Here is a 19,932-nt window from a genome sequence, read left to right as displayed (position 1 = left end):
CTACCTAAGCGTGCCGAAATAGCCTTCTCCGGCCTTTTTCAGCAGTTCGTCAACGATAAGGCGAACTCTGGGTATGAGGTGCCTTGTTCGGGGCCAGATGACGTTCAGCTCAACCGGGATGGGGGCATGGTCTGCCATCAGAGAGATCAGGCTGCCTGCGGCGATATGGTTGTTAACCATCGACTCAGGAAACTGAGCTATCCCCACGCCAGCCAGACAGGCCTGAATCATGGCATCTCCGTCGCTTATCTGATGTGCTGTGGCGGATATGAATTTCACTTCACGCTCCCCGGCCTTTCGCAGCCGCCAGGCAAGGGGGGCGCCCCGGCGGTAGCCCATAATGCAGTAGTGGCTTTTCAAATCCTCTATATCGGCAGGCAGGCCGTGCCGTTCAAGATAGGCCGGAGAGGCGCACAATATAAGCCGCTGCCGGCTCAGGCGACGGGCGATCAGCTCATCGGTGCTCTGTAGCTCTCCCAGCCGCAGCACCAGGTCAACGCCTTCCTCCACCGGGTCAATAAGACGGTCATTGAAAGTTAGCGCCAGCCGCAGGGCCGGGTAGCGGGTCATCATCTCGATCAATACCGGCATCATCAGATTCCGTCCGAAAGACGCCGGCATATCAATACGGACCGTCCCGGTGGGATTTTCCTGCCGTCTGCTGAGCGTGTTCTCGGCAGAGTCGAGAATTTCAAGCGCCGAGAGGCAACTGGTCAGGTAAGCCTCCCCATCACTCGTCAGGCTCAGTTTACGTGTTGAGCGGTGAAAAAGACGCGTTCCCAACCTCTCCTCAAGCCGGGCCACACTTTTACCTACTGCCGATTTGGTAATGCCCAGTTGCTCCGCGGCCTCAGTGAAGCTGCTCGATTTCGCAGTAATGACAAAGTTAGTAATTCCCCGCAGGGATTCTGCTGTAATTCCGGTAGACATAAAGTTTACTCAATGACGATTCATTGTGCATTTATCGATGTGTAATTCTATACCAGGCTTATCCCTATCAGTAAATAAAGCACCGGTAACCTGATATCAGCTCAGCTCACTGCACTTGCAAAAATGAGGTCAACCAGAGCCGATCATCCATCACACTTATCCGTAAACCCACCGGAAGAAAATTAAGCCTTCGGTGCAGAAGTTATCTATGACTCCGTTTCACGATCAGACGACGTGAAAGGGGAAGATACAGAAAACATCCTTACTCTGTTCCCGGGAACACATATCACAACAGTCAGGATGATGACGCTGAATCACGAGCCGGGGCTTGAAAAAGCAAAAAGCCCGCTCAGGTTTCCCTGAGCGGGCTTCTCTAATTTGGCTCCTCTGACTGGACTCGAACCAGTGACATACGGATTAACAGTCCGCCGTTCTACCGACTGAACTACAGAGGAATCGTTTGAACGGGGCGAATAATAACGGGGTGGCCCTGGCTTGTAAAGTCAGAAAAGGCCTTGATGTTTCGTTTGCTGCAAGATTATTCAACCTGCTGCTTTTTATGGCTTTTATTGCTGCACTGCTGCGCAGTGGTTCACAACCTGCCACTTATCTTCATCACCATGCTTTATGCTGGTGCAGGCTTTGGTGGTTTTCCGCCGGTGAGGGGAACGTCACTACCGACGCCAATATCATTTTTTCTTATTTTTCCGTCGATTAGTTGACGCTTTCTCTTATTCCGTCTGTCTGGCCCGGATCTTGCTGTGGTTTATCTCAACCCAGCCAAGTGGCATGACGGAGGCAGTATGAATTTCAGACGTCTTAAGTATTTCGTGAAAATCGTCGACATCGGCAGCCTGACCCAGGCGGCAGAAGTGCTGCATATCGCCCAACCGGCTCTCAGCCAACAATTGGCAACACTGGAAGGAGAGCTGAAACAGCAGTTGCTGATCCGCACCAAGCGCGGGGTACAGCCTACTGAGGCCGGTAATATTCTTTATGCCCATGCCCAGACTATTTTGCGCCAGTGCGAACAGGCGCAAAGCGCGGTCAATAGTGCCGGGCAGGCGATGAGCGGGCAGGTCTCTGTCGGGCTGGCCCCGGGCAGTCTGGCGTCACAGTTGGCGTTGCCGCTGTTGCAGGCGGTGCGCGATCAACATCCGGGTATTTTGCTCAGTCTGAATGAGAATATTGGCTCGACGCTGGCCGGCCAGGTCGCTAACCAAAACCTGGATATGGCGGTGATCTACGGCGCTAAAATGCCCGCAGGTTTGCAGGCCACGGCCTTAATGCGCGAAGATCTCTATCTGGTGGCGACGCGTGCGGTGCCAAACCCTGGCAACAGCGTTGAGCTGCTGGACGTTGCGCGGCTGAATTTATTTCTGCCGCGTGAGGGAGACGTGGTACGCAGCCAGGTGGACGAAGCCATGGCGATACGCAAGTTAACGGCCAACGTGATTGGTGAAATTGAATCGCCTGGCACCTTGAGTGCGGCTATCGCCAGTGGTTTGGGGGCCACCATTTTGCCAGAGTCGGTGGCGCGCGCGATGATTGGCCCGGCCAAGGCATGGATGGCGCGTATCAATGCTCCATCGCTGAGCGTGCCGCTTTCGCTGTGCATTTCCGGCCAGCAATCCTTGTCGGCCCCGGCGCTGGTGGTGAAAGAGATCCTGCTGTCCATCGCCGCCAGCCGCAGTCAGGAAAAACGCGTGCTGGCGTTGGTGCAATAAATCAGGTCGAACTCGATTAGCTGAGTTGGTAACGGCTGTCCGGCTGGGTGGCGGCGGGTAAATCCGTCTCGTCATTCATTTCGCGCAGGTTGATCTCAATCGCATTGCACATGGCATTGAGCGGCAGATCGTTGGCGGCGGTGCCGAACGGATCTTCCAGCTCTTCTGCCAGGGAGTCCAGCGAGATAAAGGTGTACGAAATAAATACCGAAACCAGCGGCGTCATGTAGTGCAGATCCGGCACCAGCGCGAAGGGCAGCAGGGTGCAGAACAGGTAGACGGTGCGGTGAACGATCAGGCTGTAGGCAAAGGGGATCGGCGTATTGGCAATGCGCTCGCAGCCACCGAGGATCTCCGACAGCCGGTTAAGGTTCTGGTCAATGCTATGAAAAAGTACGTCTGACAACTGAGCCGATTGCCGTTTCTCGCCCAGCCATTGGCCCATCATCAACAACAGTCGGTTGCAGGGGGAGGCGCTGTTTTTAATGGCCAGCAGGTCGGCATTGGGCAGCAGGCGCTGCAGATCCTCGCTGCTATCGCTGCCGCGCAGTTGGTGTTTCAGACAGTAGCTAAATGCCATCAGCAGGGCGGCAAATTCACGCGCTGCCTGATCTTGTTGCGGTAGCAGGCTTTTAATCTGCCGTAGCAGCGAGCGTTGAACAATTAACAACCCGCCCCACAGTAACCGCGCCTCGGTGAAACGCGCATAGCTGACGCTGTTGCGAAAGCCAAGAAAGATGGCGATCGCCACACCCAGCAGGCTGAAGGGGGCCAGCGTGAGTTTGACGCCCAGGTGTTCGTACCACTGAAAACACAGTACCGCGACAATTGACATCGCCACGTTAAGGCTGAGGCGAAACAGAATTTTAGAGAGCACCGAACCGTGCCAAACGAATAGCCGTCTGAACCAGTGTTGCTGAGGTCTGACAATCATAGGAGTGATAATGACTGGGGGATGGAAGCCGCTGTTGTAACAGATTTACGGTGTGTTCATCAACGGTCTGGGCGTTAAAAGTTAAAAAGCCCGCATCGCGGGCTTTAGCCATCCGCCGTTAACGGAACGGCGGTTCGTTAAAGGTACGCAGCTTGCGGGAATGCAGCCGATCGCCCTCGGCGCGCAGCAGGTCGATAGCGCAAATGCCGATCTGCAGATGCTCCGAGATCGCGCCTTCATAGAAGCGGTTGGCCTGCCCGGGCAGTTTGATTTCGCCGTGCAGCGGTTTGTCGGACACGCACAGCAATGTGCCGTAAGGCACCCGGAAACGGTAACCCTGAGCGGCGATGGTGGCGCTTTCCATGTCCACCGCCACGGCGCGGCTGAGGTTAAAGCGCAGCGCCGAGGCCGAGTAGCGCAACTCCCAGTTACGATCGTCGGTGGTGACTACCGTGCCGGTACGCAAGCGCTGTTTGACCTCTTCGCCGGGCATGCCGCTGACCATTTTGGTGGCGTCATACAGCGCGCGCTGCACCTCGGCAATGCTGGGGATTGGGATGTCCGGCGGTAGTACCGAATCCAGCACGTGATCGTCGCGCAGGTAGGCGTGGGCCAAAACGTAGTCGCCAATCGACTGGCTTTCGCGCAGGCCGCCGCAGTGGCCGATCATCAGCCAGGCGCTGGGGCGCAAGACCGCCAGATGGTCGCAGATGGTTTTGGCGTTGGACGGGCCGACGCCGATATTGATCAGGGTGATGCCCTGGCCGGTGCGAGAAATCAGATGGTAGGCCGGCATCTGGTGATTCTTCCAGGCCAGATCGGATACCGCCTGGTCCGGCGCGGTGGTTTCCGGCGTGATATAGATGCCACCCGCGCTCGACAGCGCAATATAAGGGCTGGCCGGATCGGCTATCTCGGCGCAGGCCCAGCGGACAAATTCATCCACGTAGCGGGTGTAGTTGGTGAACAGCACGAACGGCTGGAAATGCTCTACCGGGGTACCGGTGTAGTGCCGCAGCCGCGCCAGCGAAAAATCGGCCCGCAAGGCGTCGAAATGCGAAAGCGGGAAGGTGCTGGTGGCATGGAACAGGCCGTCGGCGGTTTCATCGCCAATTTGCGCCAATTCGGTGGTGGGGAAATGCTGTGCCAGGCTGGCGCTCATTGAGCGATCCAGCATCAGATTGGAGCCGTCAATCACGTAGGGGAAAGGAATTTCCTGCTGTGATGGCAGCACTTCGATATGCGCATCGTATTCACTCGCCAGCATGGTCAGTTGTTCGGTCAGATAGTGGCGAAACAGCTGCGGACGGGTAATGGTGGTGGTGTAGCAGCCGGTATGGGTGAAACGGCCATAGGCGCGGGTTTTGGTCTGACCGGGCGATTTTCCATCCCAACTGACCCGCAGTTCTGGGTAAACAAACAGCCCTGTGGCGCGGGTCTGCGCGTCGGGCAGCCCACCGTGATTGATAAAATCCCCAACCGCCTGGCGCAGCGCTTCAACCGAGGCTTCGTACAGCGCTTCCAGTTGTTCGATCGCCTGAGCGGGGGTGAGGCCGGTGCCGGATTGCTGACTGCTCATACTCTCTCCTTGGTTCTCCCGGCTATGCGGCGGGAGGCATACGGATGCCAATATCAATTCACAGCAACAGGTTAGCCGAAGACGGGCGTAAAATCTTTATTGAAGGGGAAAAGAAAACGCAGCGGCATGGCGTCTGCCGCTGCGGTGTCGCGATCAGGATGCGGGGGCGGCCTGTTCCACTTTCAGCGAGACCAGGCCAATGCCCAGTTTTTTCGGCGTAAAGCCGCCGCTGGCGCCTTCCTGTGGCTCGGTCGGTGCCGGTGGTGTGATCCGGATGTTCTGCGCACCGCCAGGGTTATCAAAGCGTAGCGTCACGGTAGTGTCCTGCTCGGTGAGCGTCACAAACTGTTCCTGGTCACCGACACGTACCGAAATTGGTTCGCCAACGTTTTTACCGTAGGCGCGGGCGCGCAGCACCAAATCAAAGGCCGAAGGCAGTGGGTCGACGTAGTCGATGTTCACCGTCGGTGCCAGATTGGCGTCCGACCAGCGGCCCCAGTCCTCGACGGCGGCAACACCGGTAATCGCCTTAACCTGTTCCGGCATGCCCGGCAGCATAAAGGCAATGGCATCTGCGTGATATTTAACCGCCGCATCGTCCACTTTCAGCCGCTCGACGGCATTTTGATATGCGGCCACGCTGTCCCCTTCCGGGCTGCTAAAGTTGACCTTGCCACGATAGTTGCCCCCTTTGGCCTGCACGATGTGCGGTGGGGCGGCCAGATTGCCTGAGGCAACGCAGGTCTCGGTACTCAGCGCCAGTTCAGGCGCCCACACCCGGCCAATTTCATAGCACTTGTCGACCCAGACGAATTTTTCACCCGCACCCAAACCGGCGAGCTGTTTTTTCAGCGGTGTGGACAGATAGACGTTAAACATCGGCTCAATTTTACTGTCCGTCACCTTCAGGATAAACGGCACCTTAAAGGTGATGCCAGAGAAGCTAAAACGGCTGCCCTGATTGTCCAGATTAAAGTTGCTGATGCTGTTGGGGAAGCCCCATTGTTTCACCACCGCCGGTTTCCAGGCGTTGATTTTCTCATCGATATTCAGAAATACGGTAGCCAGCGTCGGACTGGACAGGCTGCTGCGCCCAAGGCCAATGTAGTTATCGCCGCCCATCACGTCCAACACCGTGGCACCGTTGTCCAGCGTGCTGCGCTTCTCGTTATGCAGCGCGGTCTGTGGGTGGGTGCCGTCGATAATAAAGAACAGATTACGGCGTTTCTGCTTGGTCAGAATGTCATAAGCGGTGTTGTTCATCGCCAGGTGATCCGAAGACACCACGATAACGGTATTTTTGAAGTACTCGGACGCTTTGATTTTGTCGATCAGCGCCGCGATATGTTGCTGGCTGCAGGCCACCGCGCTTAGCGAGCGGTTTTCTTTGTTCTGCCAACTGAACGACTTTTTGCTGCAACTGGCGGAGATAAAACCGTCCGGGTGATGGGTGTCGACGGTCAGCGCAAACAGCGAGAACTTTTTATCCTGTTTCGACAGCTCGACAAACTTGTCGAACACCAGATCCAGCACGGTATCGTCGTACCAGCCCCAGTCATTTTTGTAGCCCGGATCGCTGACCTGCCCACGCAACTCCTTGAAGCCATACGCATGGTCAAAACCGTGCGATTTCAGGAAGGTATCTTTGCCGGCGAAGGCCAGTTCGGCACCCTGATAAAAGTAGTTGTCGTAACCGGCGGATTTCAGCACGTCACCCAGGCAGACGTTTTCCGGATAAAAGGTGGAAACGGCGCTGGAGGCGTTGCCGTCAAAGGGGGCAAACAGTGGGATACCGCACTGCGAAGACACCATACCGGCAATGGTATAGCCGGTGCCGGGCAGCTGTTGGGTATTGCTGAAATCGATACTGTTTGCGCGGTGCTGGTTCAGTTCGTCGGTCAGGCCGGGGAAGAGATCTGCATCCAGATAGGTTCTTTCCAGGCTTTCGGCATAGATATACACCAGGTTCGGCGCTTTACCCTGCATGCTCTTTTTCGGCGCTTTGTAATAGGTATCAAAGTCGGCGGTGTCACCGCTAATCTGGCTTCTGACCAGCAGGGAGATATCCTGAAAAGCCGGGGTGGTGCCGACGGAAAACAGCGCCAGCAGCACGGCGAGCACGCTATAAACCACGCTGCTGCTTTTTGCCTTGCGCCGCACCAGGCTCCAGGTCAGCACGCTGAAGATCAGCGCCAGCACCGCCAGCAGGCCGATAAACGGCAGCAGGTATTTGCCAACGCCGGCACCCTTCAGGCTGCTGGTGAGGGTGTAGAGCACCGCATCGGTAATGCCATCGCCGGTAAAGTAGTTACTGGCGATCAGCACCACGTTAAGGATCAGATAGCTGCCCAACAGCGTCAGCAGGGCGGCCAGCCACCAGCGGTTGGCGGCGGCTCGGGTCCGGTAGATGAGAATTGAGGCTAAAAAAAGTGCAAATGAAATTAATGCTGAAACCATCCACCGTACCCTGTCTGATTAAAAAGAAAATCTTAACTGCTCTGACAAACGCTATTGAGCCGCGCACAGCGCGAAAGAGGAAGGGTATAGCGCATTGAAAGCACCAGGGTCAATGCGTGTTTGCATTGCCTCGCCGCGGCAGAGTGCGATTGGCGTTTTTTGTGACATTACTGTGACACTAATCACGTCTGAGAGCAGCAGAGCGCAAAATAGGCCCTCTCCTTGGGGAGAGGGTCAGGGAGAGGGGAAACAGACCAACGCGCCCTTTAAGGCAACTCCACCGCATACTGCTCTACCGGGGTGATTTTCTTGATCAGCTTATTGTCGAACAGGAACTGTTCATAGGCCTGATAGCGCGCTTTATCCAGCCTGGCCGGATCGCGGGCGAACAGCGGCAGGCTGGCCTGCCAGGCCTGTTTGTTCAACTCGGTATTGAGTTCCGGGTGGGCCTTGGCGAACGCCAGCCAGCTTTCCTGTGGGTGAGCCTGCAGGTAATCGTTGCCTTTTTTCAGCGCCGTGAGGAATTTTTTGATTTTCGGCTCGCCTACCGCGTCGCGATTGGCGACGATAATCAGTTCGTCGTAGGCTGGCACGCCGTAGTCTTCCACGTTAAACACCACCGGACCCTTGCCCTGCAACTTTAGCTCCAGCGCTTCGATATTACGATATCCGCCAATCACCGCATCAACCTGACCTGCCAGCAGGGCGCTGGTCAGTTGGAAATTAACGTTGATCAACTTACCGTCGTCAGGGTTGAGGTGTTCATGCTTGAACATGGTTGCCAGCGTGGCCTGTTCGATGCCGCTGACCGAGTAACCGATTTTTTTGCCCTTCAGCCCTGCCGGGGTGGTAATGCTTTTATCCAGCGTAATCACGGTATTGAGCGGTGAATTAATCAGGGTACCCACGCGCACCAGCGGCAGGCCCTGATCGGCAAAGAAATGCAGCTGCGGCTGATAGGTGATGGCCAGATCGGCCTGTTTTGCCGCCACCAACCTTGGTGGTAGCGCCGGATCGGAAGGCGGCACAATCTTGACGTCCAGGCCTGCGGCCTTGAAGGCACCGATCTGCTCGGCCACCATAATCGGCGCGTGATCGGGGTTGATATACCAGTCGAGCACCAGCGTCAGTTTTTCTGCGGCGGTAGCTTGCCCGGTCAGCGTGGTGCAGAGCATCAGTCCGCAGAGGGTTTTATTAATCATTGTGGATCCCTTGTTATCAGTCATTTTCCGGCGCCCAGTCGATCAGGCGTAGCAGCAGCGCGTCCACCGTCACCCAAAGCAGGACGGTCATCAGCACCAGAATAAACAGCGCGGCAAAACAGACGTCGGTCTGCATGCGCGCGTTGGCGTTCAGCATTACGTAACCCAAACCTTCCGCCGAGCCGACCCATTCACCGATGATCGCGCCGATCGGGGCGACGGCGGCGGCCATGCGTAGCCCGGAGCCAAAGGCCGGCAGTGCCGCCATCAGCCGCACGTGCCGCAGTTGCGCCCAGGGAGAGGCGCGCAGGGTGCGGGCCAGATCGAGATAATCGTTATTGACCCGGCGCAGTCCGTCGAAGAAGGCTGAAGTGACCGGGAAGAAGATCACCAGCACGGCCATCACCACCTTGGCGCTCATGCCAAAACCGAACCACAGCACCAACAGCGGGGCCAGTGCAAACACCGGGATAGCCTGACTGGTTAGCACCAGCGGCATTAGCCAGCGTTGCAGCCGCGGGGAATAAATCATGCACAGCGCCAGTACGGCACCGAGCAACACCCCGGCCAGCAGGCCGCAGGCGATCTCGGCGGCGGTGATCAGCGTGTGGTAACCGAGGTAAGCCCGGTTGTTCCACAGCGCCTGCGCGACTGAAGAGGGTGAAGGCAGCAGAAAAGCCGCAATATCACCCAGAGTGACCAGACCCCACAGCAATAGCAGGCCGGCAAACACCGTCAGGCTGCGGCGCATCCGCGACAGACGGCTTTCAATCTGTGGTTTCATCCGGCGGCCCTCACCAGTTGCAACAACAGCTCGCTCTGGCTTTTTAGCAGTTGAGGATCGTCCGGTGCGCGCGGCGGCAAACCTTCGATAACATGGCTATCGTCAATACCGGCGGGATAGCGGGACAATACCAGCAGGTGATGGCTGAGACGGCAGGCTTCCATTGGGTCGTGGGTAATTAGCAATACGGTGTGCTGCGCCAGCAGTTCGGCGGCCAGTTGCTGGATCATGGCGCGGGTAATGGTGTCCAGCGCCGAGAAAGGCTCATCCATCAGCACAATCGGCTGGCGTTCATACAGGGTACGGGCGATGGCGGCGCGCTGACGCATGCCACCGGACAGCGCAGCAGGCAAGGCATTGCCATAACCACTCAGCCCCACGCGTTCCCGCAGGTGCTCGGCCCAGGGCCGATCGACCTTTTCACCGCGCAGCCGCGCGCCGAGGCTGATGTTCTGGTCAATGGTCAGCCACGGATAGAGCAAATCCTTTTGCCCCATATAAGCGATGCGCCCGGCAATCGGCAGGCCGTCACTGCCGGTCACCGAACCGGAGGTGGGTTTTTCCAGCCCGGCAATAATCTTCAACAGGCTGGTTTTCCCCGCGCCGCTGGCACCGAGCAGGGCGACAAAACTGCCACCTGCGATATCGAAGCTCAGTCGCTCGAAAATCACCTGCTGACCAAAGCGCAGGGTTAAATCCCGTACCTGAATACCCGGCCGAACGCCATGGTGTTGCGCGTTGCCTATACTCATTGGGCATTCAGCCCCATTTGCCAGAAGGCAGATTCCAGCCGGGTGGCGGTGGTGAAAATCTCTGACAGTTCGCCCAGGCGGCTTTCTGCACCGCGCTGGCGGCCGACGTTTTCCAGCAGATCGATAGCGGCCTGCACCCCGGCCAGATAGCCCGGATCGCCATAGTTGCGGATCCACGAGGCATAAGGGTTGCCCTCCATCACCGTGGCAGGGTCGCCCAGCAGCCGCAGGCCAATCTCGGCATAGCCGGCGACGCAGGGCAACAGCGCCGCCAGCAGGTCGAGAGCGTCCCCGGAGTGGCCGATATCGAGTACATAACGGGTGTAATTGAGGGTTTCTGCGGCTTCTGGCTCGGCGGCAATCTGCGGCTCGCTGAGGCCCCAGTCGGCGCAATAGGCCAGATGCAAAGGCAGCTCGGCGACAATCGCATTGAGCGAGGCGGTGGCCGTGCGCATCTCCGGCAGGGTGCGCAGTTTGCTGACCAGCAAGGCGTAAGCGCGGGCAAAGTGGATCAGGAACAGATAGTCCTGGGTCAGATAGCGGCGGAAAGCAGGTTCGGGTAGCGTACCGGCGGCCAGTTGCTGAATAAAGGGGTGAGCGACATAGTCCTGCCAGTGGCTACCGGCGCGCAGGCGCAGTTGGCCGTAGAGACCGTCGTCGAATTGGGGAGTAAACATGGGACCTCCAAAAGTGAGTGGAGATCCGGGCGCGCTGAGGTATGAACAGGCAATGACTGATAGCGTTATTGCCGACCCGTCCCTTCGCTGGCATGACCCAGATCAGGTTCAAAGGGTTCGGCTTGCGCCATCTCAGCCCATTACAGGACACCCCTCGGAGGAGCCTGTTATACGATATTTACTTTTTGATTACAATGTTTGGGCGGGGGGAAACCTGGAGGATTTTCTCTGCCAAAAACGGTTCGTTTAGTGCGGTCGAAGACAATTTTTCTGGCCTGACAGGGGGCATATTTGTCACTGTAATCCGGTCATAATTGAACCTAAGGACACCACCCATGAAGAAAATTGGATTTCTCTCTTTTGGCCACTGGACGCCTTCGTCACAGTCGGGCACCCGTTCGGCCGGCGATGCGTTGCTGCAATCGATCGACCTGGCCGTCGCGGCAGAAGAGCTGGGGGCGGATGGGGCCTATTTCCGCGTGCATCACTTTGCACGCCAGCTTGGCTCGCCATTCCCGCTGTTGGCTGCCATCGGTGCCAAAACCCAGCGTATTGAGATTGGTACCGGCGTGATCGACATGCGCTATGAAAACCCGCTGTATATGGTTGAAGACGCCGGAGCCGCCGACCTGATTTCAGGCGGACGCTTGCAGCTTGGCATCAGCCGCGGTTCTCCCGAGCAGGTGATTGATGGCTGGCGTTACTTTGGTTACACGCCTGCGGACGGCGAGACCGAAGCCGATATGGCCCGCCGCCACACCGAAGTGCTGCTGGACGCGCTGCGCGGTGAAGGCTTTGCCGAACCCAGCCCGCAGCCGATGTTCCCTAATCCTCCTGGCCTGCTGCGCGTTGAACCTTTCTCCGCCGGCCTGCGGGATCGTATTTGGTGGGGTGCCAGCTCAGACGCTACGGCAGTTTGGGCCGCGAAGCTGGGGATGAACCTGCAAAGCTCGACGCTGAAAAACGACGAAACCGGCGAGCCGTTCCACGTGCAGCAGGCCAAACAGATCCGCGCTTACCGCGAGGCCTGGAAGCTGGCAGGACATAAACGAGAGCCGCGGGTGTCGGTCAGCCGCAGCATTTTTGCGCTGATGAACCAGCAGGACCGCAGTTACTTCGGCAATAGCGGGCAGGAAGGCGATCAGGTGGGCTATATCGGCGATCAGACCCGGGCGATATTCGGCCGCAGCTATGCCGCCGAGCCGGAGCTGCTGATCAAACAGCTGGCGCAGGACGAAGCCATTGCCGAAGCGGATACCTTGTTGCTGACGGTGCCAAACCAGTTGGGCGTTGAGTATAACGCCCATGTGATTGAGTCGATCCTGAAGCATATTGCACCGGCGCTGGACTGGCGCTGATAAGTCGCGTACCGAAAGCCCGCCAGCCTCTCCGGTGGCGGGCTTGACTTATTTTGCTCATTTTGTATTTTAAGGACATGCATACTTTTCTGATTATCGTCCCCGAAGGGGGCATGTTATTCGAGTCGGCAGGCATCGCCGACATCCTGATGCAAGCCAACCGCTTGAGGCCCAACGACGCTCCGCTCTACCGGATGGCGATCGTCACCACCCAATCTCACCGGGTGGTGCATGGGTCGTCCGGCTTGAATCTGTTGGCCGATCATCGTCTTTCAGATCTCGACCCAGAGCAGGAACGCGACACCATCATAGTGACCGGAAAAGGCGCGACCGAGGAGGAGAGTGCCTATGTTGTCGACTGGCTACGGCGTGCCGCACCCCAGGCGCGGCGTATTGCGTCGGTTTGCGGTGGGGCGTTGCTGCTGGCCGAAGCCGGTTTGCTGGATGGACGCCGTGCCACCACCCATTGGCGATTGCTGGAAACCTTGCAGACTCGTTTTCCAAAAGTGCAGGTCGAAAATGGGCCGTTGTACGTGCAGGATGGTTCCGTCTGGACTTCGGGCGGGGTCAGTTCCGGCTTCGATCTCACCTTGGCTCTGGTGGAAGACGATTACGGTTTTGTTCAGGCACGCGAAGTGGCGCAAGATCTGGTGATGTTCCTGCGTCGGCCTGGTGGTCAGGCGCAGTTCAGCCGTTATCCTTTAAATCAGGCTAAAACCCCTGGCCCAATCCGCGATCTTCAGTCGTGGATCCTGGAGAATCTGGCCGCAGACCTTTCCGTTGAGCAGTTGGCGGAACGGGTTGCCATGAGTCCGCGTAACTTTACCCGGGTGTTCACGCGTGAAACCGGTATTTCCCCCGCCAAATTTGTTGAAGAAGGGCGTTTATATCTGGCCCGGCAACGCCTGGAGCAGAGTGCGGAAGGTATTGAGCAAATCGCCATCAGTTGCGGGTTTGGCAATGGCCTCAATCTGCGGCGCGTTTTTGAGCGGCATTTGCAACTCTCACCTACCGAATATCGCGAGCGTTTTCATTCCCGCATGTTGGCCTAAATTGATCTGCAAACGTCATTTACGACACTGATATCTCCGGTTTAGATTGGTGACAGAGCCAATAATGAAGGAGTAGATCATGGTCAAAGTAGGCATTAATGGATTCGGCAGGATCGGCAGGAACGTGTTGCGCGCAGCGTTAGGTCGCAGCGACTTTCAGGTTGTGGCAATCAATGATTTGACCGACAGCAAAACCCTGGCGCACCTGCTGAAATACGATTCGCTTTCAGGCACTCTGGCAGCCAGCGTCGAAGCCGGTGAGAACCAGTTGCTGCTCGATGGTCGACCGATTCATGTTTTCTCCGAAAGAGATCCGGCTGCCATCCCATGGAGCAGCGTGGGTGTTGAGGTAGTGATTGAGGCGACGGGCTTCTTCACCGACAAAGCCAAGGCTGAAGTGCACATCACCCAAGGCGGTGCCAAGCGAGTCATTATCTCGGCACCGGGCAAGGACGATGATATTACGCTGGTGCTGGGCGTTAACCATCAGCAATACGATCCGGCCAAACATTTTGTGGTCAGCAACGGCAGTTGTACCACTAATGGCCTGGCCCCTGCCGCCCAGGTATTGCATCAGGCATTTGGTATTGAATACGGTTTGATGAATACCACCCATGCCTACACCAATAGCCAGGCGCTGCATGACCAACCGGAAAAAGACCTGCGCGGTGCCCGTGCCGCAGCGGAGTCGATTGTGCCTTATTCCAGCGGTGCCGCCAAAGCGCTCGGCAAGGTGATCCCGGAGCTGGACGGTCGCCTGACCGGTTACTCGCTGCGGGTGCCGGTACCGGTAGTGTCTATCGTGGACTTAACGGTCACGCTGAAACGTGAAGTGACGGCCGAAGAGATCAACGCGGCTTTCCGCCAGGCTGCCGAATCCGGCCCTCTCAAGGATATCCTTGGCTACAGCGATGAGCCTTTGGTGTCCAGTGATTATAGAGGCGACCCACGTTCGTCGGTGATTGATGGGCTTTCCACGCTGGTGATTGGCGGTAATTTGGTCAAGATCCTCGCTTGGTACGACAACGAGTGGGGCTTCTCTAACCGGCTGGTGGATCTGGCGGTTCTGATGGAAAAACGCGGTTTGTAAAAGAGTAGGGGCGCTGCATGCTGCGCCCCTGTAGTGAACCTGGTCAAATTACAGTTGCGCGATCTGCATTAAATCTTGTTTGGCCCCTGGCGCGACCGCTAGCACCGGCCCGCCGCGCAGCAGATGTTCCCCGTCGGTATTAAACGGATGGGTCCAGCCACCGGCTTCATTAACCAGGCAGTAACCCGCCAGACAATCCCAGGCGTGCATATAAGGCTCGTAATAACCCACCAGTCTTCCTGCGGCAACCCAGGCCAGCATCATGGCACCGGAACCGTTACGGAAGAAATTGCCGCCCACGGCGGTGATCGCGGCGGCTATTTCGCCAACGCGCTCGGGCGTTACATAGCTGTTGGCACCAAAACCGGTGACGTGGTTTTGCATGGTGCGCTGGGGATCCACCCGCAGCGGTTTGCCATTAAGCGTGGCACCTGCACCGCGTGCCGCAACAAAGCACTCTTGCTGACAAGGGGCGACGATCACCCCGATCACCGGTTCACCCTGATGAATAACCGCAATCGATACACACCAGTTCGGCATACCGTTAACAAAAGGGCTGGTGCCGTCGATCGGATCTACCACCCAGGTGTAGCCAGAGTCACCCGGCTGCAGGCCAAACTCCTCCCCCAAAAAACCGTCGTCCGGGAAATGCTGGGCGATTTTCTCGCGGATCAGCAATTCAACTTCGCGGTCGGCTATCGATACCACGTCCTGCGCATCGCGTTTGGTTTCAATCACCAGGCTTTCGCGGCGGTTAAAATAGTCCAGCGCTTTGTCGCCGGCTGCACGCGCCGCCTGCTCGGCCAGCGTCAGGCGTTGGGAAATCAGCTCATTCATTTTAGCTCCTTAATATTTTGCGGCTTACTGGGCAATCAGCGCCAGCCCCTGCGATTTGAAATCAATGGCGACGCGAGTGGTCGGCGTCAGCTGGCGTTCCATCTGCACATCGACAATAAACAGCGCGCCGAGATCGGTCTTCACTTCATATTCGATATGGTCCCCCAGCCAGGCGCTGTGGGTCACTTCACCGTTTAATGCCCCGGTCTGCTCTGGCTGCAGGGTAATAAACTGTGGCCGCACCGAAAGTTGGGCGGCGCCGGGGCGGGCTTTAGCGCCCGGCACCCGGTACTGACGGCTGCCGAGGGTGATCAGCGCCTCGCCGTTATCTACCCGCTCAATGTCACAAGGCAGAATATTGGCCTCGCCCATAAAGTCGGCGATAAACACCGACGCCGGCGAGTGATACAGCTCCTGTGGCGCACCCTGTTGGGCAATATGCCCTTCTTTCATGACGATAATCTTATCGGAGACCGCCAAAGCCTCTTCCTGATCGTGAGTGACATACACGGCGGTAAAGCCAAGGCGCTGCTGCAAGTCGCGGATCTCGGTGCGCACCCGGCGGCGTAGCCGTTCGTCAAGATTGGACAGTGGCTCGTCGAGCAGCAGCACCTGGGGTTCCAAAACCAGCGCACGCGACACGGCAATGCGCTGCTGCTGGCCGCCAGAGAGTTCGGCGGGCAGGCGCTGGCCCATGTTTTCCAGGCCGACCAGCTTCAACCCCTCACGCGCCCGATCCTGCGCTTCTTTACGCGGCAGGCCGCTGGCGAGCAGGCCGTACATCACGTTGTCCAGCGCATTCATATGTGGGAACAGGGCGTAGGACTGGAACACCATAGCCACGTCGCGCTCATTGGCAGGCAGATGCGTGACATCTTTGCCGCCGATCAGAATACGTCCTGAGGTCGGGTGTTCCAGGCCGGCCAGCAAGCGCAGGGTAGTGGTTTTGCCGCAGCCCGAAGGGCCGAGCAGCGTCACCAGCGTGCCGGGTTCGACGGTGAGCGAAAGGCCGGGCAGGGCGGTGAAGTCGGCAAACTGTTTGGTGACGTTCTCAAACACCACCGAGCCGGAGCGAATGGCAGTCATAGGGCATTCTCCTGATGTAAGGCCGCGGGTGGCGTCACCGGCGGGGTAGCAGTTATTGCGCGGCGTAGGCGACGTTCGCCCACCAGCAACTGGAAGCTGAGGATCACCGCCAGCATCACCACGATAAGCACCGAGGAGTAGGCGATAGCCACGCCGTATTCCCCGTTTTCCACCAGCCCGACGATGTAGGAGGTGGCCATGTTGTACTGAGCGCTGACCAGGAAAATCACCGCGCTGATCGAGGTAATTGCCCGCACAAAGGCATAAACCAGAGCTGCGCTGATAGCGGGTTTCAGCAGCGGCAGGATCACTTTGCGCAGGGTGCGGAAACTGCTGGCGCGTAGCGTCAGCGAGGCTTCATCCAGGCTGCGATCCAGCTGGCTCATGGCGGCGATGCCACCGCGCACGCCGACCGGCATATTACGGAACACAAAGCAGGCCACCAGGATCAGTGCGGTACCGGTGATCTCCAGCGGCGGCAGGTTATACGCCATGATGTAACTGACGCCGATCACCGTGCCGGGGATGGCAAAACTGAGCATCAGCATAAACTCAAAGGTCTGGCGACCGGCAAACTTCTGCCGCACGATCAGCCAGGCGGTGAGCAGGCCAACAATGGCGGTGAGCGGCGCGGCGATCAGGGCAATTTCCAGCGTGGTCCAGAACGAGTTCCAGGCGACCCCGGTCCAGACAATCTGGCCGCTGTTCCATTGGAAACCGAAGGCGCGGGCGTAATGAGCCAGCGTCAGGCTGTTATCCAGCCCCCAGGACTGCACAAAACCGCCGATCAGGATCATGCCGTAGACCACCAGCGTGAATAGTCCCCAGGGGATCACCAACGCGTAAACGGCATAGCGCAAGCCGCGTGGCAGCCCGCAGTGGGTGCCGGAATCTCCTTTGCCGGTGACGGTGGCGAAGTTTTTCCCCGCCAGCCACAGGCGCTGCAAGATAAAGGCACTGAGGGTAAAGCACAGCAGGATGATCGCCAGGACGGCGGCGCGGCTTGGATCGTTTTGCGCACCGACCACCGAGAAGAAGATCTCGGTCGACAGCACGCCGTGGCTGCCCCCCAGCACCATCGGATTGCCGAAGTCCGCCATGCTTTCGATAAAGCTGATCAGGAAGGCGTTGGCCAGACCGGGGGCCATCAGCGGCAGTGAAACATAGCGGAAGGTACGCCAGCGGTTGGCGCGCAGCGTCTGTGAGGCTTCTTCCAGCGAGGGACTGACCCCTTCCACCACGCCAATCAGCACCAGGAAGGCTATCGGGGTGAAAGAGAGCACCTGAGCAATCCAGATGCCGGTCAGGCCATACAGCCAGCGACCTGGCTCGATGCCAAACAGGCTGGCGAGCAGTTCGGTAACCACGCCCGCGCGGCCAAACAGCAGCATCAGCGCCAGCCCAATCACAAACGGCGGCGTGATGATCGGCAGTACGGTCAGCAGGCGCAGCCCTTTTTTGAACGGCAGCGGCGTGCGGGTGGCGGCCAGCGCAAAAGCCAGGCCGAGCAGCGTGGAACCACTGGCGGTCATCAACGCCAGGGTCAGGGTGCGCCAGGCGGTACCGCAACTGCCGCCTTTCAGGCAACCCAGGCTCCAGATGGCCGGATCCTGCATATTGGCGATCAGGCCGTCGGGTTTAAACGAGCCATCCACGTCCTGTACCGAGGAGACAAACATGCTCAGAACCGGGTAGAGCACGAAGGTGGTCACCAGCGCGACCAACAGCACGATGGCGGCCACCACAAAGGCATCCCCCTTCAGCACGCCGCGTTCGGCCAGTGCAAAAGAGAACAACAGCAAAAAGGTGGTGATCAGCAAAATGGCACCGGCGCCAAAGGCGGGTTGGCCGTCGCTGAGCGTGCCAAACAGCTGATCGCTCCACTGCCAGTTCCAACCGCTGTAGCCGATGGCGTGGCCTTCAAACAGCAAAAATACGATGCCGACGACGCTGGCGCACATCAGCAGTTGCGAGCGCAGGCGGCTCACCGGCAGCAGGCGTGCCGGCGCGCAAACCAGCAGCATCAGCAGGGCAATCAGCAGCCAGGGGCGTTGAAAGGCCAGTATTTGCCACAGCGCGGGGGCACTGGCCTGATCCCGCCACAGCGTACTCAGCCAGCCAAAGTCGAAGAACCCGGCTTCCTGGCTGTACCAGGGCAGTAGCAATACGGCCAGTGCGCCCAGCACGAGGGCCCCGTCCAGGCGGCGGTTTTGAGCATTCATCATAACCTCGAGAGTTCATATTTCCGTCACCGCACTTTGCATGGGCGAGAGTTACCTCGCCCGGTTTGTCGCAGAGCGCGTCACATTCGGGAGGAAAGGGACGTGAATTATTGGGCGCTGGCGCCGATCTCTTTATCCCAGCGGCTGAGCAGTGCCTTGCGTTTTTCTGTCGCGCCGTAGGTTTTAAAGTCGTAATCGATCAGTTTGATGTTCTCAAAGCGTGGCGCATATTCGGAAATCGCCGCGTTACGATTTGACGGCAACTGGAAGGATTTGGCGTCTTTCATGTGCGATTGCGCATCAGCGCTGAGCGCCCAGTCGTACCACACCTTGGCCTCATTGAGGTTGCGTGCGCCTTTGACGATCGACATCGAACCAATTTCAAAACCTGTGCCTTCGCACGGGGCTACTGCTTTGATTGGGAAGCCATCGACCTGCATTGCGACGGCATCATGCATAAACACGATACCGACGGTGGTTTCGCCGCGTGCCGCTGCCTTCACCGGCGCCGAGCCGGATTTGGTGTACTGCGAGATATTGGCGTTGAGCTTTTTCAGGTAGTCGAAGGCCGGCTCTTCGCCCATGATTTGCACCAGAGTGGCGAGGGTGTTGTAAGCGGTACCGGAAGAATTTGGGTTAGCCATCTGGATCTCGCCTTTGTAGGCCGGGTCCAGCAGGTCGCTCCAGCAGGCAGGCACCTTGAGTTTTTTCTCCGCCAATAGCTTGGTGTTGTAACCCCAACCGAGCGCCCCGGCATAAACACCCACGGTGCGGTAACCGGCGCTTTCCGCCTGTTTACGTGCCCAGTCGTGCTGTTGATCAAGCAACGGGGATTTATAAGGCTGGGTTAACCCTTCGTCCGCGGCCTGCATATGCGGATCGCCAGTGCCTGCCCACCAAATATCGGTGCGCGGGTTACGGGCTTCGGTACGAATACGTGCGTAGGCTTCCCCGGCGGAGAGGCGCACCATACTGACTTTGATATCCGGGTGCTGTTTCTCGAACAGGTTGGTCATCTGTTCGCAGACCACCACATCGGCGGAACAGATCATGTTCAATTTCCCAGCGGCGAAAACAGGTGAAGCAGAGAGTGCAGAGCCAGCGGCGAGGACCGCTATCAGAGTAACGCGATGCATGGTGTTCTCCTTGGTTGTGTAGGGTGGCGATACGTTGTCGCCTATTCTTTTTGCACGTGTGTGCAAATAACTAGAGGATAAAAATTGTGCTGTCAATCGCGCAATGAAA

17 protein-coding genes, 1 tRNA gene and 1 riboswitch are annotated in these 19,932 nt (G+C 57.9%); of the genes, 5 read left to right on the top strand and 13 right to left on the bottom strand.

What is annotated here, in order from left to right:
* Window positions 1-930 (bottom strand): LysR family transcriptional regulator, encoded by a 930-nt coding sequence (locus ACNT1W_RS17965; RefSeq protein WP_419245950.1) that lies wholly within the window; start codon window positions 928-930, stop codon window positions 1-3.
* Window positions 931-1,309: 379 nt separating this feature from the next.
* Window positions 1,310-1,385: transfer RNA gene (locus tag ACNT1W_RS17960), tRNA-Asn, on the bottom strand.
* Between the two features lie 5 nt (window positions 1,386-1,390).
* Here ACNT1W_RS17960 and ACNT1W_RS17955 point away from each other — a divergent pair.
* Both ACNT1W_RS17955 and nac read left to right on the top strand, forming a co-directional pair.
* Window positions 1,391-1,648 carry a hypothetical protein gene (locus ACNT1W_RS17955; protein ID WP_419245949.1) on the top strand — a complete coding sequence of 86 codons (258 nt, stop codon included), beginning with the start codon at window positions 1,391-1,393 and terminating at the stop codon, window positions 1,646-1,648.
* An 85-nt stretch (window positions 1,649-1,733) separates the two neighbouring features.
* The gene (nac, locus tag ACNT1W_RS17950) at window positions 1,734-2,657 is read left to right on the top strand and encodes a nitrogen assimilation transcriptional regulator NAC (RefSeq protein WP_012145849.1); all 924 of its coding nucleotides are present in this window, start codon (window positions 1,734-1,736) and stop codon (window positions 2,655-2,657) included.
* A gap of 16 nt (window positions 2,658-2,673) precedes the next feature.
* On the opposite strand, the gene ACNT1W_RS17945 is transcribed toward nac, so the two are convergent.
* The 7 genes from ACNT1W_RS17945 to tenA all read right to left on the bottom strand — a co-directional run bounded on the left by ACNT1W_RS17945 (window position 2,674) and on the right by tenA (window position 11,042).
* Entirely contained in the window at window positions 2,674-3,591 is a 918-nt protein-coding gene (locus ACNT1W_RS17945; RefSeq protein WP_012145848.1) for a bestrophin family protein, read from the bottom strand.
* A 118-nt stretch (window positions 3,592-3,709) separates the two neighbouring features.
* Window positions 3,710-5,170: an AMP nucleosidase gene (locus ACNT1W_RS17940; protein ID WP_261128406.1), complete on the bottom strand. Its 1,461-nt coding sequence runs from the start codon at window positions 5,168-5,170 to the stop codon at window positions 3,710-3,712.
* 153 nt (window positions 5,171-5,323) lie between these two features.
* A complete protein-coding gene (gene opgB, locus ACNT1W_RS17935) occupies window positions 5,324-7,627 on the bottom strand; it encodes a phosphatidylglycerol--membrane-oligosaccharide glycerophosphotransferase (protein ID WP_419245948.1) in 2,304 nt (767 codons plus the stop codon).
* Window positions 7,628-7,893: 266 nt separating this feature from the next.
* The gene (locus ACNT1W_RS17930) at window positions 7,894-8,829 is read right to left on the bottom strand and encodes an ABC transporter substrate-binding protein (RefSeq protein WP_419245947.1); all 936 of its coding nucleotides are present in this window, start codon (window positions 8,827-8,829) and stop codon (window positions 7,894-7,896) included.
* A gap of 16 nt (window positions 8,830-8,845) precedes the next feature.
* A complete protein-coding gene (locus ACNT1W_RS17925; protein ID WP_419245946.1) occupies window positions 8,846-9,613 on the bottom strand; it encodes an ABC transporter permease in 768 nt (255 codons plus the stop codon).
* Window positions 9,610-10,365: an ABC transporter ATP-binding protein gene (locus ACNT1W_RS17920; RefSeq protein WP_017893352.1), complete on the bottom strand. Its 756-nt coding sequence runs from the start codon at window positions 10,363-10,365 to the stop codon at window positions 9,610-9,612. The genes ACNT1W_RS17925 and ACNT1W_RS17920 overlap by 4 nt, the downstream gene beginning before the upstream one ends.
* The gene (gene tenA, locus ACNT1W_RS17915; protein ID WP_261097968.1) at window positions 10,362-11,042 is read right to left on the bottom strand and encodes a thiaminase II; all 681 of its coding nucleotides are present in this window, start codon (window positions 11,040-11,042) and stop codon (window positions 10,362-10,364) included. Before tenA ends, ACNT1W_RS17920 begins: the two co-directional genes overlap by 4 nt.
* A 62-nt stretch (window positions 11,043-11,104) precedes the next feature.
* Window positions 11,105-11,207: riboswitch (TPP riboswitch) on the bottom strand.
* A 170-nt stretch (window positions 11,208-11,377) separates the two neighbouring features.
* Here tenA and ACNT1W_RS17910 point away from each other — a divergent pair.
* The 3 genes from ACNT1W_RS17910 (at window position 11,378) to gap (ending at window position 14,542) form a co-directional block, all read left to right on the top strand.
* Window positions 11,378-12,400, top strand: a complete 1,023-nt coding sequence (locus ACNT1W_RS17910) for an LLM class flavin-dependent oxidoreductase (RefSeq protein WP_012145841.1) — start codon at window positions 11,378-11,380, stop codon at window positions 12,398-12,400.
* A gap of 77 nt (window positions 12,401-12,477) precedes the next feature.
* Entirely contained in the window at window positions 12,478-13,452 is a 975-nt protein-coding gene (locus tag ACNT1W_RS17905) for a GlxA family transcriptional regulator (RefSeq protein WP_218217082.1), read from the top strand.
* A 79-nt stretch (window positions 13,453-13,531) separates the two neighbouring features.
* Complete coding sequence (gene gap / locus ACNT1W_RS17900; RefSeq protein ID WP_012145839.1) at window positions 13,532-14,542, top strand: type I glyceraldehyde-3-phosphate dehydrogenase; 1,011 nt, start codon at window positions 13,532-13,534, stop codon at window positions 14,540-14,542.
* Window positions 14,543-14,590: 48 nt separating this feature from the next.
* On the opposite strand, the gene ACNT1W_RS17895 is transcribed toward gap, so the two are convergent.
* From ACNT1W_RS17895 to ACNT1W_RS17880, 4 genes are all read right to left on the bottom strand, one after another.
* Entirely contained in the window at window positions 14,591-15,379 is a 789-nt protein-coding gene (locus ACNT1W_RS17895; protein ID WP_261408727.1) for an inositol monophosphatase family protein, read from the bottom strand.
* A 24-nt stretch (window positions 15,380-15,403) separates the two neighbouring features.
* Window positions 15,404-16,465, bottom strand: coding sequence for an ABC transporter ATP-binding protein (locus tag ACNT1W_RS17890; RefSeq protein ID WP_012145837.1), 1,062 nt, complete (start codon window positions 16,463-16,465; stop codon window positions 15,404-15,406).
* On the bottom strand, window positions 16,462-18,687 hold the full coding sequence (locus ACNT1W_RS17885; protein WP_419246879.1) for an ABC transporter permease: 2,226 nt from the start codon (window positions 18,685-18,687) through the stop codon (window positions 16,462-16,464). The genes ACNT1W_RS17890 and ACNT1W_RS17885 overlap by 4 nt, the downstream gene beginning before the upstream one ends.
* 107 nt (window positions 18,688-18,794) lie before the next feature.
* Complete coding sequence (locus tag ACNT1W_RS17880; protein ID WP_112362473.1) at window positions 18,795-19,823, bottom strand: ABC transporter substrate-binding protein; 1,029 nt, start codon at window positions 19,821-19,823, stop codon at window positions 18,795-18,797.
* Window positions 19,824-19,932 lie beyond the last annotated feature (109 nt).

Source organism: Serratia sp. NFX21 (assembly GCF_048517035.1).
Lineage (GTDB): Bacteria > Pseudomonadota > Gammaproteobacteria > Enterobacterales > Enterobacteriaceae > Serratia > Serratia quinivorans.
Note: the sequence above shows the minus strand (reverse complement) of the source record. Positions and strands in the feature narration are given on the sequence as shown.

What these genes read in the sequence shown, in the direction of transcription:
- ACNT1W_RS17965 (WP_419245950.1), bottom strand. Translation starts at nt 930, where the DNA reads ATGTCTACCGGAATTACAGCAGAATCCCTGCGGGGAATTACTAACTTT.
- nac (WP_012145849.1), top strand. Translation starts at nt 1,734, where the DNA reads ATGAATTTCAGACGTCTTAAGTATTTCGTGAAAATCGTCGACATCGGC.
- ACNT1W_RS17945 (WP_012145848.1), bottom strand. Translation starts at nt 3,591, where the DNA reads ATGATTGTCAGACCTCAGCAACACTGGTTCAGACGGCTATTCGTTTGG.
- ACNT1W_RS17940 (WP_261128406.1), bottom strand. Translation starts at nt 5,170, where the DNA reads ATGAGCAGTCAGCAATCCGGCACCGGCCTCACCCCCGCTCAGGCGATC.
- opgB (WP_419245948.1), bottom strand. Translation starts at nt 7,627, where the DNA reads ATGGTTTCAGCATTAATTTCATTTGCACTTTTTTTAGCCTCAATTCTC.
- ACNT1W_RS17930 (WP_419245947.1), bottom strand. Translation starts at nt 8,829, where the DNA reads ATGATTAATAAAACCCTCTGCGGACTGATGCTCTGCACCACGCTGACC.
- ACNT1W_RS17925 (WP_419245946.1), bottom strand. Translation starts at nt 9,613, where the DNA reads ATGAAACCACAGATTGAAAGCCGTCTGTCGCGGATGCGCCGCAGCCTG.
- ACNT1W_RS17920 (WP_017893352.1), bottom strand. Translation starts at nt 10,365, where the DNA reads ATGAGTATAGGCAACGCGCAACACCATGGCGTTCGGCCGGGTATTCAG.
- tenA (WP_261097968.1), bottom strand. Translation starts at nt 11,042, where the DNA reads ATGTTTACTCCCCAATTCGACGACGGTCTCTACGGCCAACTGCGCCTG.
- ACNT1W_RS17910 (WP_012145841.1), top strand. Translation starts at nt 11,378, where the DNA reads ATGAAGAAAATTGGATTTCTCTCTTTTGGCCACTGGACGCCTTCGTCA.
- ACNT1W_RS17905 (WP_218217082.1), top strand. Translation starts at nt 12,478, where the DNA reads ATGCATACTTTTCTGATTATCGTCCCCGAAGGGGGCATGTTATTCGAG.
- gap (WP_012145839.1), top strand. Translation starts at nt 13,532, where the DNA reads ATGGTCAAAGTAGGCATTAATGGATTCGGCAGGATCGGCAGGAACGTG.
- ACNT1W_RS17895 (WP_261408727.1), bottom strand. Translation starts at nt 15,379, where the DNA reads ATGAATGAGCTGATTTCCCAACGCCTGACGCTGGCCGAGCAGGCGGCG.
- ACNT1W_RS17890 (WP_012145837.1), bottom strand. Translation starts at nt 16,465, where the DNA reads ATGACTGCCATTCGCTCCGGCTCGGTGGTGTTTGAGAACGTCACCAAA.
- ACNT1W_RS17885 (WP_419246879.1), bottom strand. Translation starts at nt 18,687, where the DNA reads ATGAATGCTCAAAACCGCCGCCTGGACGGGGCCCTCGTGCTGGGCGCA.
- ACNT1W_RS17880 (WP_112362473.1), bottom strand. Translation starts at nt 19,823, where the DNA reads ATGCATCGCGTTACTCTGATAGCGGTCCTCGCCGCTGGCTCTGCACTC.